This window comes from Ensifer adhaerens, from assembly GCF_020035535.1.
Lineage (GTDB): Bacteria > Pseudomonadota > Alphaproteobacteria > Rhizobiales > Rhizobiaceae > Ensifer.
The window spans coordinates 146,876-161,468 of the sequence record NZ_CP083351.1 but is presented as its reverse complement, the minus strand read 5'-3'; the positions used below and the strand labels follow the sequence as shown (position 1 = coordinate 161,468).

Below are 14,593 nucleotides of genomic sequence, written 5' to 3'. Positions count from 1 at the left end.
GCGTTACCCCAGGTCAAAGAAGCGTTGCAGTTCTACATCGGGTACTTTCTTGCAGAATTCGTCATGCTGGCTCTGGCGGCTTGCGGCAAAGGCCTCGACGAAGCGCTCGCCGAGCCAGTCCTTGGCGAAGCTGGAGCTGCGCAGGCGCTGGATCGCCTCCGGCATGGAGCGGGCGAAATCCGGTCCGGCACCCGCCTTCACATAGCCGTTGCCGATGACCTCCGGCTCGGGCTCGATGCCCTCGACGATGCCGGCGACACCGGCCGCAACGGTCGCGGCGACCGTCAGATAAGGATTGGTGTCGGCGCCCGGCAGGCGGTTTTCGACGCGCAGCGAGCCCGCATCATGACCGACGACGCGGAAGCAGGTCGTGCGGTTCTCGAAGCCCCAGGTGAGGCCCGGCGGCGCGAAGGTGCCGGGCGCGAAGCGGCGGTAGGAATTGACGCTCGGCTGGAAGATCAGCGTCATGTCGCCGATATATTTCTGCAGTCCGCCGATGAAGTGGCGGAAGGCCTGCGACATGCCGTTTTTACCCGCGGGATCGTGGAAGACCTTTCCGCCGTCCTTGCCCATGAGGCTGACATGGAGGTGGATCGACTGGCTGTCGGCCTCCTCCGTCCAGCGCGGCATGAATGTGACGCATTTGCCCTGCCGCTGCGCCAGTGCGCGCACGAAATTCTTGAGAAGGACGAGCTGGTCAGCCGGCTCAAGGCCCGTGCCGGCGGCGATGCAGGCTTCGAGGAAGCCGCCGCCGATCTCCTCATGCATCTTGGCGAGGTCGATCTTCAGCGGCTCGCAGATTTCGGCAAGTGCCTCGTACCACTCCGTCTGCTGCACCTGATACAGCACGAGGTCGTGGCTCTTGTGCATGGTCGCGGTCTTGAGGTTGCGATAGCCCTTTTCGCGCGCGCTTTCCGGCGTCTCGTCGAACAGGGTATATTCCAGCTCCATGCCGTAGCGCGGCGCATAACCCGCCTCCCCGGCCCGCGCCAGCACCCGCGTCAGGAGCGAACGCGGGCAAAGTGCCGACGTCGCGCCGCCATAGTTGGAGAGCACCAAGAGGTCATGACCTGGCTTCGACCAGGGCAGGCGGCGGACCGTGGAGGGATCCAGCACCAGCGGGTCGTCGTGGAAATCCGAGGTTTCGTCCGAGACGCCAGGGATATTCAGCACGACGTCAGTCGGGTCGAGCGCGAAGGTGACCGGCGACATGCCCATGCCGGCGCGCGCAATGCCGGCGAGCGAGCGCACGGACACCATCTGGCCGCGCAGCAGGCCGTTCGTATCGGTCATGGCGACGGTGGCGAAACGGGTGGCGGGATCGTCGAGATAGGCGTCGAGGGTCATGGTCACTCCGTTGCGGTGGCCGGCGGCGGCGTCAGGGATGAAAGGGCGGCAAGGTCCTTGTCCGGCGCCGTGGAATAGGCGCGCAGGAAGACGCGGAGGCCGTTGCGGATATAGCGTTCGATGGTTGCGCGGTCGGGCACGGCATCGGGAATGTGCAGCGCCCTGTTGCGCGGCGCTGAAAGAATGAGGCCCCAGAGATCCTCCGCCGCCAGTTCGGCATCGTCGAAGACGATCAGGCCGGTCGCGCGTTGGCGCTCGAGATAGGCGATCATGCCGGCGAGCACCCGGTCGGGGCCGGAGGCCTGGTAGGCGCGGCCGACATCCGGCAGCCGCTGCGCTTCACCGATGATCAACCGGGCGAGGTTCAGCATATCTGGGCGCAGCACGACATCGGCATAGTGCCAGGAGAAGGCGTAGAGTTCGGCGACCATGCCGGACGCGGAGGGATACTCGAAGGATTCGAGCATGTGGTCGCGCTCCTCGGTCATCATGGCCGTGAAGAGTTCGTCCTTGGAGGGGAAATACTGGTAGAGCGTCGGCTTGGTCAGTCCCGCCTCGGCGGCGATGTCATCCATCGAGGCGCTGACGAAACCCTTCTGCGAGAAGACGACGAGGGCGGCGTCGAGAATGCGGCGCTCGCGCAGGATGCGGTTCTGCTGGCGCTTGGGAAGAGCCGTCATGACGCGACCTCCGTGAGGAATTCCGTGAGCACCCGGTTATAAGCCTCGGGCCGCTCGACATTGCAGACATGGCCGGCATCCGCGATCACCTCGAAACGGACCGAGGCGCGCGGGGCGGCCTCGACGATCCGGCTTGCCACGCCGCGGATTTCGGCCGGGGATGCGAGGCGGTCGTGTTCGCCGGTCATCATCAGCACCGGCATGGTGAGCCTGGTAAAATCGAAGCGCTCCGGCGGCGTGGTGAAACAGGCGAGCGCATCCCGATATGTTGAGGTCGGAATGGCGGCCATGGAAGCAAAGAGCGCCTGGCGCACCGCCTCCCCGGCATTCGGGCCGGCCAGCACATCGACGACCGCAGGCGCGAAGTCGGCCGGCGTCTTGCCGGCATTGAGCGGCGCTTCCCGCGCCGTGCGAAAGGCCTCACGCTCCGCGACACTGGCCTCGGACAAGCCGGTGCAGCCGCCCGAGAGCACAAGGCCCGCCAGCTTTTCGGGGTAACGCATGGCGAAGGAGGTGGCGATCCAAGATCCGTAGGAAAGACCGCAGAGCACGAGTTTTTGAACACCCAGCGCGTCGGCGACCCGCAGGATGTCCCCGCAATAGGCTTCGACCGTGCTTGGCGATGCACCGAGGCGGCTTTCGCCATAGCCCCGCAGATCGAGGGCGGCGGCCCGCATGGTCGGCGCAACCGCGCGAAGCTGTGCCAGCCAATTGTCGCGACCACCACCGATGCCATGCAGGAACAGCACGAGCGGGCCTGGCTTCTGCGGCGAGACGGCCAGCGCGAGTTGCGCATTGCCGTCGATGAAAAGCGTTCGCAGTGCGGGCGCTTCGTCCTCCGAAGCAACTGGCTTGTTCGGCCGCGCATCGCCGACGAGACCATCAAGCGCAGCAAGGCCCATTTCGAAAATCGCACGGGTGCCGGCGGCAATCGCTAATGCCCGCTCGGCGGAGGCGGAAAGCTGCGCCGACCATTCGATGCGGCTGCCGCTCGCCTCGCCGGCAAAGACCTGAAGCCGGGCGTCGTAGCGCTCCACGCCAGCAATGCCTGTGAGATGGGTATAGGCGAGCACAAGGTCGGTGTCGGAACGGTAGGTCAGCTGTTCGCGGTAGAGCGTCTCCTCACCCTTCGCTGTGAAGGCGCGGATCAGCGCGCCGCGTTCATCGCGCTCGGCCCGGATCTCCGCGATAACGGGATGCCAGGCGCCGCAGAAATTGCCGACGATTGCCCAGACCGCGGCAGGTTCTGCCGCGGAAAACCCGATGACCTGAACCCGCTCCTCGACCATGGCTCAGCGCAGCCCCTTGAGCGTGCCGCCTGTGCCGCGCCACAGCGAAGAGCGCGCGCCGCCCTCGTCGCCCGGCGCCCTGTCGAGCTCGTCCATGTCGTAGAGCGTCAGGACAGAGAGGTAGTCCTCCATGATCTCGGTCGTGTAGGGGAGCATCAGCGCGCCGCAGCGGCTGTCGCGATACATGCGCTCCAGCGGCATGGTCTTCAGCATGGACTGGCCGCCGCAGGTGCGGATGGCAAGAGCCGCGATCTCCTGTACGCCCTCCATGACATTGTACTGCGCGGCATACATGCGCATGACCTGCGCCTTGGTTGGAAAGCCCTGCGCTTCCATGAAGGCCTGCCACCACAGCGCGCGCATGGCGGCGAGCTGGGTGTACATCTTGCCGACGGTAAGGCGCTTTGTGCCAAACATGCGCCGGTCGGCCGGCGGCTGGCCGGGCACCTCGCCGCGCAGATAGGCGACGGTGAAATCGAAGGCGCCCTGCGCCACGCCCATATAGGTTGGCGAGAGCGTCGCCATCATGTGCGGCCAGTGCGGCAGGGTCTTGATGAAGATGCCGCGCGGCATCATCAGGTCCTCTTCTGTGACGAAGACGTCCTTGAGGATCAAGTCGCGGCTGTTGGTGCCGCGCATGCCGAGCGGATCCCAGCTGCCCGTCACGGAAAGCCCCGGCGCATCCTTGTGGACGACGAAGATCATCGTGTCCTCATGGCGCGGCTCGATGCCCTCGAAATGCTCGGTGCAAACGATGGAGTAGTAGTCGCAATAGCCGGCAAGCGAGGCGAACTTCTTGAAGCCGTTGATCTTCCAGCCGCCCTCGACCTTGCGACAGGAGGTCTGCGCGGGCTTGGACGTCCAGTTCTGCCCGGCCTCGGAAATCGGCTGCGAATAGATGCCTTGCTCCTTAACAGCGCGTCGGAACTGGCGCTCGCGCAGCGGCGCGAAGGCGGCGCGGTCCTCATCGGTGAGGTTCGGCAGCTCGTACATGAAGCGCGACCACATCATGGAGGAGTTGTGCATGTTGAAGGTGAGCGCGGTGGCGCCGCAATATTTACCGATCTCCGCGCCGACCATGGCATATTCGCCGAGGCTGAAGCCGTGGCCGCCGAATTCCTCGGGAACCGTCAGGGTCAGAAATCCCTCGGCGGCAAGATCCCTGTAGTTCTCAACAGGGAAGGACGCCTCGTCGTCAACGCCCTTGGCGCGCGGCGCGAAACGTTCGCGGCCAAGTTCGTTGATGCGGGTGAGCACATCGAGCACTTCGGGCCGGGTGCGGGAGAGGTCATAGTAGTCTGCAGGTTCGCTCATGATCAGTCCTTCTCAAATCCGGTCAGAGGGCGAGATCACCCTGGAGACGGCCTTCCTTCACCACCACGCGACCATCGAGCGTGATCGTGCATTTGCGCATCGGTAGGTCGAAATGCCCCTCGGTGAAGCGACCGGCATATTGGTTGGCGCCGGTGGACCAGAGGAAATTGCCGGCCCAGGCGCGGAACTCGACGGCCTGCATGTCGCGCTTGTCATAGAGCGCGCCGGAGACCCAGCGGGCGGTCGGATTCATGCCCCAGCCGACATGCGAGAAGCCGTAGGCCAGCGGGTCCTCCCAGGCTTCCATATAGTCGCGGAAGAGCTCGGCATCCAAACCATCGCCTTTGATTTCCCTGACGAAATCGTTCTCGACAGTGAAGTCGATGCGGCTCGTCAGATAGCTCTTGAAGGTCAGGTTCATATCGCCAACATCCATGACGATGCGGCCATTGACGGTGTTCGAGCCAGGGAAGGCCAGGCACAGGCCGCCCGGCCAATGCGCCACGGCACCCGGCGTCGTGCCGAAACCCGGTGTGCCGCCGCAGGGCGCATCCCTGAGGTCGATGACGAGATCGGTGCCTGCGGCCGAGGTGACGCGCATCTCCTTCGCCTCGCGCAGCATTTGGATGCCGAGCGCCACCTTGGGGCCGAGTTCTGCCGTCGGCTCGCAGCGTTCGAGGATTTCGGGATGCTCGTTGCAGACGACGAGAATACGCGCACCGGCCGCCTCGATCTCGGGCCATTCGACGGCATGGACCATGCCCTCCACCGTGCAGTCGACGATGATCTCGCACTGCTTCATGGCCTCGATCGCCGCGCGATTGCCCTGGATGGCGAGCGACGTGCCGGTCGACTTCACCGGCACCGGCGCCGTCTGGCGCGGGGTGGGCATGGTGACCATGCAGTAATCGGCGCCGAGATCATGGCAGGCGAGATCGGCGAGCTGTACCAGCACCGGCCGCGACTGCGTTTCCGCCACGATCGCCACCCGCGCTCCCGGACCTATTCCATTGAGCACGAAGACCCGTCGGAAGCAGGCAAGCCACTTCCCTTCAATGCGCTCCTGCAGCATTGAACCCTCCAGATTTTTGGATCGCCCCTCAGCGATTTCTTTACTTGTGGGTTAAAAATTGTTTGAAGTCTGAAGTTTTGTCAAGTGTTAATTCCGGGCACGGAAATGCCGCGGAGCCAGGATGAAGTTCGACCTCGAAAATCATTTATTTTCATAGACTTAACTTAGGACGACGCATCGACATGACAAGTCTCCGCGGCCGAAGCGTGAGAGATTTCGGATGTCTGTGTTTAAGCGTGAAACTATGACCGCTTCCGGCGCCGAACGATGACCCAGTCGGCGCCGGGTCGTGGCTTTCGCGGATGCTCACGAAGAAGCCGCGCATGCTGGTGGCGATCGCACTGGCGAACAAGATGGCTCGGACAACATGGGCCATGTTAACGAGGCAGGAAGACTATCGAGACCCAGCCCTGGCAATGCCGGTGTGAAAGGAAGCAGCCGCGGGTAGCCAGGGCCAGCAAAGAGGTGTGAGAAGTCGACGACCTGAATGGGCGCATGATCGAACCGATTGGGAACGGGAAAACCAGTTTGGCACTTTGAGCCTACAAGCTCGAGCTTAAGATTTGGACCCGCTCCGCAGATCACCATACCGGCCAGGGGCCTTTGCAAGCGCGGCAACGAAAGGCCTGACAGAAGACCGCACTCGATCACACGTCAAAAAAGGTCAGAAACTTCTTGCCAAACGGCGGCAACCACAGAAGTGTCAAGCGACATGATGGTCAGCGCGCCGCGCGCACAGGACGTTCGGACATTATGAGCTATCCGAATGACACGCTCAGGGCTCTGGCGTGCACCAATGCCTTGACTGCCGAGTTTGTCGACCGCCTGGAGCGGTCTGGCCTTATGGAAGACACTGTCCTTGTCATTCAAAGCGACCATCTTGCCATGCGCAACGAGATATATTCGATGCTTGAGGGTCAGAGCGGCGCAACATGTTGATTATTATCAAGGAGGGAATTTCAGGCCAAACAGCCCCAAAGGCTGGAAGTATGATCGATGTCCTTCCGACGATCCTGGAGGCCATGAACTACGAGCTTCCGAACGATCGGGCCGGCTTGTCAAGCGAATCGAAGAATTGACCCCCTGGAGGTGCGGACGAATTCTTGGACTAACAGGAGATAGTTCATGTATTCGTACGAAGACCGCATGAGAGCCGTGCAGCTCTACATCAAGCTTGGTAGACGCGTGAATGCCACGATCCGTCAGTTGGGCTATCCGACGAAGAATGCTCTCAAGCAATGGTGCCGCGAGTACGAACGCGGTCCCGGCTTGTCGGCAGGTTATATTCGCACCAAACGACGGTATTCGGATGAGCAGAAGCGGATTGCCGTCGAGCACTATCTGAGCCACGGCCGTTGCATAGCATGGACCATCAAGGCGCTTGGCTACCCTTGCCGTGGAAAGCTCTCGGCTTGGATCGACGAATATGAACCCGATGGCAGGCGACGAGTTCTCAGCAGCAACGCAACCGCTATTCCGAGATCGGAGCAACAGAAGCGAACGGCCGTGATCGATTTGTGCTCTCGGCGTGAGAGTGCCCGCTCGGTGGCTCAGAAGGTAGGCGTGAGCCGGCAGACGTTGTACGACTGGAAGAACCAGAAACTTGGTCGTGAGGTCCCTGCATCCATGACACGCCGTCGCGCATTACCACCGACAGCCAGCCGAGACGAACTCGAGCGTGAACTCGAGGCGCTACGTAGAGATGTGCAGCGCCTTCAACTCGAACACGACCTGCTGAAGAAGGCTAACGAACTCATAAAAAAAGATCTGGGCATCGACCTGCGGCTCCTGGCAAACCGGGAAAAGACCCTGCTGGTTGATGCCCTGAGACAGATCTATGCGTTACCAGAACTCCTCACGCGGCTTGAGTTCGCCCGCAGCTCCTATTTTTATCATCGGTCTCTGCTTTGCCTTGATGACCAATACGCCGAGCTTCGCCAAACCATTGTGTCTCTCTTCGAAGCCAATCGTAACTGTTACGGCTACAGACGCATTCATGCGGCCCTGACCAGGAGAGGAGAGCAGGTTTCCGAAAAGGTCGTACGCCGCCTGATGAAGCAGGAGCAGCTCGTCGTCGCCACCGTGAAGCGGCGTCGGTACACGTCGTACCAAGGGGAACTAGACGCTGCACCAGAAAATTTGGTCAATCGTGATTTCCACGCTGCAAGGCCAAACGAGAAGTGGCTTACCGATATCACGGAGTTCCAGTTGCCTGCGGGGAAAGTGTATCTGTCGCCTATTATCGACTGCTTCGACGGGCTTGTTGTCAGTTGGTCCGTGAGCACACGTCCAGACGCAGAACTCGTGAACACCATGCTCGATGCCGCAATCGAAACGATCAGCCTTTCCGAGCGGCCAGTTGTGCACTCTGATCGGGGTGCCCATTATCGCTGGCCTGGCTGGCTGTCGCGCATGCACAATGCTCAGTTGGCCCGCTCCATGTCACGCAAAGGGTGCTCACCGGATAACTCAGCCTGCGAGGGCTTCTTTGGACGGCTAAAAAACGAGATGTACTACCATCGCGACTGGATCAATACGACGCTTGACGACTTCATGCAGCAAGTGGATTCCTATATCCGTTGGTACAACCAGCATCGCATAAAAATCTCACTCGGTGGCCTTAGCCCCGCGGAATACCGCCGGAACCTCGGAATTGCAGCATAAGCAGTCCAAGAATTCGTCCGCACCTCCAGGGGGTCAGTTTTTCATTTCGCCCGACACGGCTTGGGAACATCGTTGTTTTCCTCCGCACCAACTTTGGTTGAGCAGATAGGCTTGCCTTTCCTTGATCATTCCATGCTGGCGGATACCGCATTGCGCGACCGCCTATGCGCCCTGAAACCATCGACTTGATCCGCCGGAAGCCGGACACAGCTCCTTCACTCGGGTACGTGAGCCACTATCGCGTGGCGCAGACGGAGGTCGCCCGTAGAGATGCTTTATTTTTATCGCGCTCCATGCGCCAAGAATTCTGCCCGAACCAAACTCCTTGAAAACCGCTGTTTCACTACTCTTCCCGCATTGCCCTGGTGATCTGATCGGCAAGCGGCTTGACCAGGTAGGACAGCGCCGTCCGCTCACCTGTCTGGATGAACGTGAGCGACGAACAGCCCACTGCTCTCGGCGTTGACGGAACGGGAACAGCGATTTTTCTCAGAACTTCTGCTTTGCCCGCTTCGGCATAAAATAGGTGCGGATATTGACGAGTGCGTCGGCGACCTCAGCAGCATCCTGGCGGGTCGCTTTCCGTTTTGCCTCGCCGAGCTTGCAGATGGGCGCGGCGATATCGCCAGTGACGGCATGACCTCGAAGGACGGGCTGCCAAAGCTTGGGTGCGTACCTTGTACCTAGCAGAAAGTGGAGGTCCAATCGAAGGGATCAAAGGTCTGATCATCGATCCTGCTGAACCTAGACCGATGGTCTTTCGGCGTTTCGGCGAGGGGCTTGCAGATATCCGGTTGTATTCCGCAACGATGGTCTGCACGGCCCGATGCTCGGTTGTTTCCATTGGCAGGTTCAGGGCCTCTGGGCCAGTCAGCTCCGGGATCCACTGACGTGGGTCGATAACTTCGGGCCGATGATGAGAGCCGTGAGATAGCCATCGGGACCACTCATCGACTAGAGCAAAACACTAGCCCTGAACCCGTACCCGCTGTAGAGATGGGACCAAGCTTGGATGTATCCAAGCCAACGAAAATTACGCTACCTTCTTCCATGGTTCGCCCTCGCTAAGCTTGGGGCTCGGCTCCGGCCAATCCAGAGCACCCCCGACTTCAGCTTACCGCGGGGGGCGGGCCACGCTCACCCTGCCAACATACGGTCTAGTCCTTGCAGGTCACGAACGTTCCTTGTCGCCTCCAATCACGCGATGCGCTCAAACTCGAGGCCAGCGAGATCGTTCCGCAGGAAGCTGTTGCATAAATCACCGCGAAAAAATGTCCGTAAAAAACCAGTATTGAAGGCCCCTACCTTTCCAGACTTTGGGGACCGTCGCGAAGTACCTCCTAGCGTGCGCTGCATGCCGAGGGCACTTTCACCTCAACTTGATCGTGGAAGGCAAGATCGCACCGCGCTATGCCATACCGCCAGCGGTGGTTCGTTCCTTCGACGCGGCTCTGATAGAACAGAACCAGTTCGTTGTCGCGTATCATCACAGTCGAATGGCCGTTCTCGCCCCTTTCGGCAGGGTCAAGCACAGGCCCGACTGACCGGTAGGGCCCCGCGACGCTTTCACCAATAGCGAAGAATACCCGCTGACGTGTCCCCCGTTCACCCGTCGGGAGGAAACATGTCGCGTTCAAGAGCACTCTGCCGTCCGGCAATTCCACCAATTGCGCTCCTTCAATCCCCCATTCGTAGTCAGGATCTTCGCGGTGATTGTGATGGGGGACATCCGCGTGATCAAGTATCTTTCCAAGCCGTTCCCAAGGACCGAACCAAGAGTTGGACACACTGCGAGCCAAGTAGACGTCCGGCTGCGGCACGCGATCAAACCTAGGCATCGCCGAATAGACGAGATACTTCAGCCCCCCAACCTCTGCGGGATGGGGATCGTATATGCCATGCTCTTCGGTATCTTCCATGGCGACGATGGCGGGCGGCAACACGACCCAAGCAAAGCCATCGTTTGAGACAGCGTGCTCGACGCGCCCCCCCGGTCGCATGAACTCGGTCTGAACGAACATGTGAAAAACGCCGTCGGCGAAGATCACCCCAGGAGCCGCGATGCCCGAGCCCTGGATCGGCAACATAATCGGGACCTGTTCCGTCCATGGGCCGTCAAGCCGCTCAGACGTGGCGTGAAACAGCTCCCACGTCTCGGTCGTTACAGTGCCGGCTGAACCGAACATATGCCATGTCGAACCGTCAAAGACAGGACACGGATCCTTCAAGTCATCCTTTTCCTGCGGATGAAACAACGGAAAAACGTTACTTCGGAAATCGACTTTCATCGTGAGCACAGTCTTCGATGGGGTGGCAACGGGCTTGGGGCAACAGGGGCCAGGCACCTAAATTCGAGTGGAATGACATAATGATTCCGACTGAGAGCGCAACCCCTAAATTAGTCGGGCGGCTCAGCCTAACTGGGGAACCTCAAGGTGGTGGCGTGGTTTGATGTCCAGAACGCACAAGGGCTCCCGCCCTAGCGACGGCAAGGACAAAGTCATGCTCAAACTCGACGGCAATCCCAACGCATTTCGTCCTGTAGATACGCGACGATACTTGGTTTGCTTTTCACACCTGCGCTGGAGGTTCGTTTTTCAACGACCCCAGCAACTAATGACGCTTGCGACGCGACATTACAAAGTCCTTTACGTCGAGGAACCGTTGTTTGAGGAAGGCGCGGAGCCGACGCTACGCAGCGAGCGGGACGAGAGCGGAGTTGGAGTTTTGACGCCAATCTTGCCCGCGACACTGACGGAAGCACAAGCGGTTGCTGAACAGACAAGATTGACGCGGGAGTTAGCAGCCGATCTTGGGGAACGCATCCATGTGTGCTGGTACTACACGCCTATGGCTTACGAGTTTAGTGATGGGATCGAGGCTGACATTCTTGTCTATGATTGCATGGATGAGCTTTCAGCGTTTAAAGGTGCTCCCCAAAGGCTGGCTGAAAATGAGCGCCGGCTGCTGCGTGTAGCCGATCTGTTGTTCACCGGCGGCATGAGTCTGTATGAAGCCAAACGGCGCCTGCATCGTGCAGTCTGCGCCTTTCCCAGCAGCGTTGATCAGCATCATTTCCGAAAAGCGAGGCGTCCGAGCCTGCCAGAGCCGGCGTCTCAATCTCACCTCCGTCATCCCCGCATCGGGTACTTCGGCGTCATCGATGAGCGAATGGATCTTAACCTGGTGGAGGCCGCAGCCCGGCTGCGGCCCAATTTCGAATTCATTTTAGTCGGGCCCGTCGTAAAGATTGAAGAGACATCTCTTCCGCGGCGGGAGAACTTGCATTGGCTCGGCCGGCAGGACTACGCGGTTCTGCCCAATTTCCTGCGCGGCTGGGACGTGGCCTTTATGCCTTTCGCATTGAACGCATCCACCCGGTTTATAAGCCCGACAAAAACGCCAGAGTTCCTGGCCGCAGGCATACCTGTGGTCTCGACCGCTGTGAAAGACGTGGTTCGTCCCTATGGCGAACGCGGGTTGGTCAAGATCTGCGATACACCGGAAAGCTTAGTATGTGCAGTGGACGCGTTGCTTTCACAACCGACAGAGCGGTGGCTAGGTGAAGTCGACACCTTCTTGGCGGGCATGTCTTGGGAAAAGACATGGGCTGAAATGCACGGGCTGATCCTCCAGGTGACGCCAGACTGGGATGCCCGCCGAAGCCCGGCCACCTCGTCCACAGCAACCGCCGCTGCGCGTGCCAGCGATGTTTGATTGGCTTGTGGTTGGCGCTGGTTTCGCCGGGAGCGTCATCGCTGAGAGATTGGCGAGCCAGCGCGATGAGCGTGTGCTCGTCATCGACCGTCGCAACCACATTGGTGGCAATGCCTATGACCGCTACGACGACAGCGGGATTCTCATTCATCAATATGGCCCCCATATCTTCCATACCAACTCCGACGCTATCGTCGAATATCTTTCGGCTTTCACTGATTGGCGCCCGTACGAACACCGCGTGCTGGCAGCGGTCGATGGTCAACTCTTGCCAGTACCGATCAACCGAACGACCATCAACCAGCTGTATGGACTTCATCTTGCGACTGAGGATGAAGTCGAACGGTTCTACTCCGCTCAAGCCGAGCCAATTGCGCAAATCTTGACTTCGGAGGACGTAGTCGTCGGTCGAGTTGGGCGCGATCTCTACGAAAAATTCTTCCGGGGTTACACCCGCAAACAGTGGGGAATGGACCCTTCACAACTGGACAAGTCGGTTACCGCCAGGGTTCCAGCACGCACTAACAACGACGACCGCTACTTTCAGGATAAGTTCCAAGCCATGCCTTGGCGAGGTTACACCCGCATGTTCGAGCGAATGTTAAGCCATCCGAACATAATGATCATGCTGCAGGCAGAGTTTGAAGCGGTCCGCCGCAATGTTGCGGTCCGCCGGGTGATCTATACCGGGGCGATCGATGAGTACTTCAACTTCCGCTATGGCAAACTGCCCTATCGCTCACTGAAGTTCGAACATCGGACTGTCGATTGTGAGTGGCACCAGCCCGTGGCCGTTGTCAACTATCCGCAGGACAAAGCCTACACTCGCATCACCGAATATAAGCATCTGACAGGTCAAGATCACCCGCGCACGAGCCTCACCTTCGAGTACCCAGCAGCGGAAGGCGATCCCTACTACCCGATCCCGCGCAGAGACAATCAAGAGCTCTATAATCGATACCGGGAGCTGGGCGAAGAACTTGAAAATGTGCGTTTCCTAGGCAGGCTCGCGACCTATCGCTACTACAATATGGATCAGATCGTAGGCCAGGCTTTGGCAGAGTTCCGCCGAATTCAGGCAGAAATACCTGTAAATCGTACCGATTCTAAAGTCACGAGACAGCCGTGATCGCGCCGCTTGCTGGATTGGATGTCAGAACCCGACCGCCACAACTCGCGCTTTGGGGCGGCGTCGAGTGCTCAGTCGTTCGCATCGGGGATAGGGTGCGAGATCAGGTCGTGGAAACGGGGCATCACCTTCGCGGCGACGACCTCCTGCGGATCGCACAGCTCGGGATAAAGACTGTTCGTTATCCCGTCATTTGGGAAAAGGTGTCGCCCGCGCGTCCAGAGCACTGCAACTGGGCTTGGCATGACAATCAAATGCGACGCATGCGCGACCTCTCTCTGCGGCCAATCGTAGGACTTGTTCATCATGGAAGCGGACCGGATCACAGCCAATTCCTCGCTGGGCGATTTTCAGAAGGGCTTGCGGTTCATGCGAGAAATGTTGCCGAGCGATATCCCTGGGTCAACTGCTACACACCCGTGAACGAGCCCCTGACGACTGCCCGTTTTTCCATGCTCTACGGCCTGTGGCATCCGCATCTGTGCGACCACGACGCGTTTCTAAGGACGGTCGTGGAGCAATGCATCGCGACCATTTTGTCGATGTCGGCTATCAAGACGGTCAATAAGGATGCCCTACTCGTCCAAACGGAAGACATCGGTCGCATTTTCAGCACCCCGCGCCTGCGTTACCAAGCCAACTACGAGAACGAACGGCGCTGGCTCAGTCTGGATCTCCTTTGCGGCCGAGTCGAGCGCGACCATCCCTTCTATCGCACGTTGGTACAGGCCGGTGTCAGCGAGCGCGAACTTGCATTTATTCGCGACAGTGGGCCCGTCGTTGACGTAATTGGCATGAACCATTACCTCACAAGTGATCGATACCTCGACGAACGTTTGTCACTGTTTCCGCGCACGAGCCACGGCGGAAACGGCCGCGATTGCTACGCGGACATCGAAGCCTTCCGTGCCGATCTGCCCGATGCGGAACTCGGCCCGGGAGCCCGACTTTCAGAGCTTTGGGCACGCTATGGCCTACCGATCGCCGTTACCGAGGTCCACAACGGGGCGGCACCAGATGAGCAAGCGAGATGGCTCATGGAAGTTTGGCAAGCCGCGACCGAGCTTCGTTCTTGTGGGGCGGATGTCCGCGCGGTAACAGTATGGTCGATGTTCGGGGCGGTCGACTGGAACAGTTTGCTCACGGCAGAAAACGGTCATTATGAAACCGGCGTATTCGACATCGGCGGCAAGAGCTTGAGGCCAACCCTGCTAGCGGAGGCAACCACTGCTTTGGCCACTTCGGGGAGCTGGCATCATGCCAGCTTGGCCAATGTTGGCTGGTGGCGTCAGTCAGAGCGGGTGCTTGCCACCCTCCGCGATCAATCCCGCCGATGCGCTTCGGGTTCATCAGAGAAGCAGGAATAAAAACCTTCTACCCC

At 59.8% G+C, this 14,593-nt stretch carries 11 protein-coding genes and 3 pseudogenes; 6 read left to right on the top strand and 8 right to left on the bottom strand.

Translation table 11 applies throughout. The features are described 5' to 3' along the window. Window positions 1–3 precede the first annotated feature (3 nt). From LAC81_RS35390 to LAC81_RS35370, 5 genes are read right to left on the bottom strand one after another with little or no spacing between them, the layout of a single operon-like run. Entirely contained in the window at window positions 4–1,347 is a 1,344-nt protein-coding gene (locus LAC81_RS35390; protein WP_223730866.1) for a glutamine synthetase family protein, read from the bottom strand. Window positions 1,348–1,349: 2 nt separating this feature from the next. Continuing rightward, entirely contained in the window at window positions 1,350–2,027 is a 678-nt protein-coding gene (locus tag LAC81_RS35385; RefSeq protein WP_223730865.1) for a TetR/AcrR family transcriptional regulator, read from the bottom strand. Beyond that, window positions 2,024–3,316 (bottom strand): alpha/beta fold hydrolase, encoded by a 1,293-nt coding sequence (locus tag LAC81_RS35380; RefSeq protein WP_223730864.1) that lies wholly within the window; start codon window positions 3,314–3,316, stop codon window positions 2,024–2,026. The genes LAC81_RS35385 and LAC81_RS35380 overlap by 4 nt, the downstream gene beginning before the upstream one ends. A 3-nt stretch (window positions 3,317–3,319) precedes the next feature. Beyond that, window positions 3,320–4,630, bottom strand: coding sequence for an acyl-CoA dehydrogenase family protein (locus LAC81_RS35375; RefSeq protein ID WP_223730863.1), 1,311 nt, complete (start codon window positions 4,628–4,630; stop codon window positions 3,320–3,322). Between the two features lie 22 nt (window positions 4,631–4,652). After that, entirely contained in the window at window positions 4,653–5,702 is a 1,050-nt protein-coding gene (locus LAC81_RS35370; protein ID WP_223730862.1) for a peptidase M29, read from the bottom strand. A 281-nt stretch (window positions 5,703–5,983) separates the two neighbouring features. Here LAC81_RS35370 and LAC81_RS35365 point away from each other — a divergent pair. The 3 genes and pseudogenes from LAC81_RS35365 to LAC81_RS35355 all read left to right on the top strand — a co-directional run. Beyond that, window positions 5,984–6,130, top strand: a pseudogene (locus tag LAC81_RS35365) (IS110 family transposase); the annotation flags it as partial. Window positions 6,131–6,377: 247 nt separating this feature from the next. After that, a complete protein-coding gene (locus LAC81_RS38655) occupies window positions 6,378–6,641 on the top strand; it encodes a sulfatase-like hydrolase/transferase (protein WP_223730861.1) in 264 nt (87 codons plus the stop codon). Between the two features lie 186 nt (window positions 6,642–6,827). Next, complete coding sequence (locus LAC81_RS35355) at window positions 6,828–8,366, top strand: IS3 family transposase (protein WP_223730860.1); 1,539 nt, start codon at window positions 6,828–6,830, stop codon at window positions 8,364–8,366. Window positions 8,367–8,709: 343 nt separating this feature from the next. On the opposite strand, the pseudogene LAC81_RS35350 reads toward LAC81_RS35355, so the two are convergent. From LAC81_RS35350 to LAC81_RS35340, 3 genes and pseudogenes are all read right to left on the bottom strand, one after another. Continuing rightward, window positions 8,710–8,799: pseudogene (locus LAC81_RS35350) on the bottom strand (HlyD family secretion protein); the annotation flags it as partial. Window positions 8,800–8,855: 56 nt separating this feature from the next. Beyond that, window positions 8,856–9,320, bottom strand: a pseudogene (locus tag LAC81_RS35345) (YecA family protein); the annotation flags it as partial. A gap of 386 nt (window positions 9,321–9,706) precedes the next feature. Next, window positions 9,707–10,654, bottom strand: coding sequence for a hypothetical protein (locus tag LAC81_RS35340; RefSeq protein WP_223730859.1), 948 nt, complete (start codon window positions 10,652–10,654; stop codon window positions 9,707–9,709). Window positions 10,655–10,868: 214 nt separating this feature from the next. Between LAC81_RS35340 and LAC81_RS35335 the strand changes: the two genes are divergently transcribed. From LAC81_RS35335 to LAC81_RS35325, 3 genes are read left to right on the top strand one after another with little or no spacing between them, the layout of a single operon-like run. Beyond that, window positions 10,869–12,083 carry a glycosyltransferase gene (locus LAC81_RS35335; protein WP_223730858.1) on the top strand — a complete coding sequence of 405 codons (1,215 nt, stop codon included), beginning with the start codon at window positions 10,869–10,871 and terminating at the stop codon, window positions 12,081–12,083. Next, the gene (gene glf / locus LAC81_RS35330; RefSeq protein WP_223730857.1) at window positions 12,076–13,212 is read left to right on the top strand and encodes a UDP-galactopyranose mutase; all 1,137 of its coding nucleotides are present in this window, start codon (window positions 12,076–12,078) and stop codon (window positions 13,210–13,212) included. The genes LAC81_RS35335 and glf overlap by 8 nt, the downstream gene beginning before the upstream one ends. Beyond that, on the top strand, window positions 13,209–14,579 hold the full coding sequence (locus LAC81_RS35325; RefSeq protein WP_223730856.1) for a hypothetical protein: 1,371 nt from the start codon (window positions 13,209–13,211) through the stop codon (window positions 14,577–14,579). The genes glf and LAC81_RS35325 overlap by 4 nt, the downstream gene beginning before the upstream one ends. Window positions 14,580–14,593: the final 14 nt, after the last annotated feature.

Coding starts and splice junctions, on each gene's coding strand:
- glf (WP_223730857.1), top strand. CDS start 12,076: ATGTTTGATTGGCTTGTGGTTGGCGCTGGTTTCGCCGGGAGCGTCATC.
- LAC81_RS35370 (WP_223730862.1), bottom strand. CDS start 5,702: ATGCTGCAGGAGCGCATTGAAGGGAAGTGGCTTGCCTGCTTCCGACGG.
- LAC81_RS35375 (WP_223730863.1), bottom strand. CDS start 4,630: ATGAGCGAACCTGCAGACTACTATGACCTCTCCCGCACCCGGCCCGAA.
- LAC81_RS35355 (WP_223730860.1), top strand. CDS start 6,828: ATGTATTCGTACGAAGACCGCATGAGAGCCGTGCAGCTCTACATCAAG.
- LAC81_RS35380 (WP_223730864.1), bottom strand. CDS start 3,316: ATGGTCGAGGAGCGGGTTCAGGTCATCGGGTTTTCCGCGGCAGAACCT.
- LAC81_RS35390 (WP_223730866.1), bottom strand. CDS start 1,347: ATGACCCTCGACGCCTATCTCGACGATCCCGCCACCCGTTTCGCCACC.
- LAC81_RS35385 (WP_223730865.1), bottom strand. CDS start 2,027: ATGACGGCTCTTCCCAAGCGCCAGCAGAACCGCATCCTGCGCGAGCGC.
- LAC81_RS35340 (WP_223730859.1), bottom strand. CDS start 10,654: ATGAAAGTCGATTTCCGAAGTAACGTTTTTCCGTTGTTTCATCCGCAG.
- LAC81_RS35335 (WP_223730858.1), top strand. CDS start 10,869: ATGCTCAAACTCGACGGCAATCCCAACGCATTTCGTCCTGTAGATACG.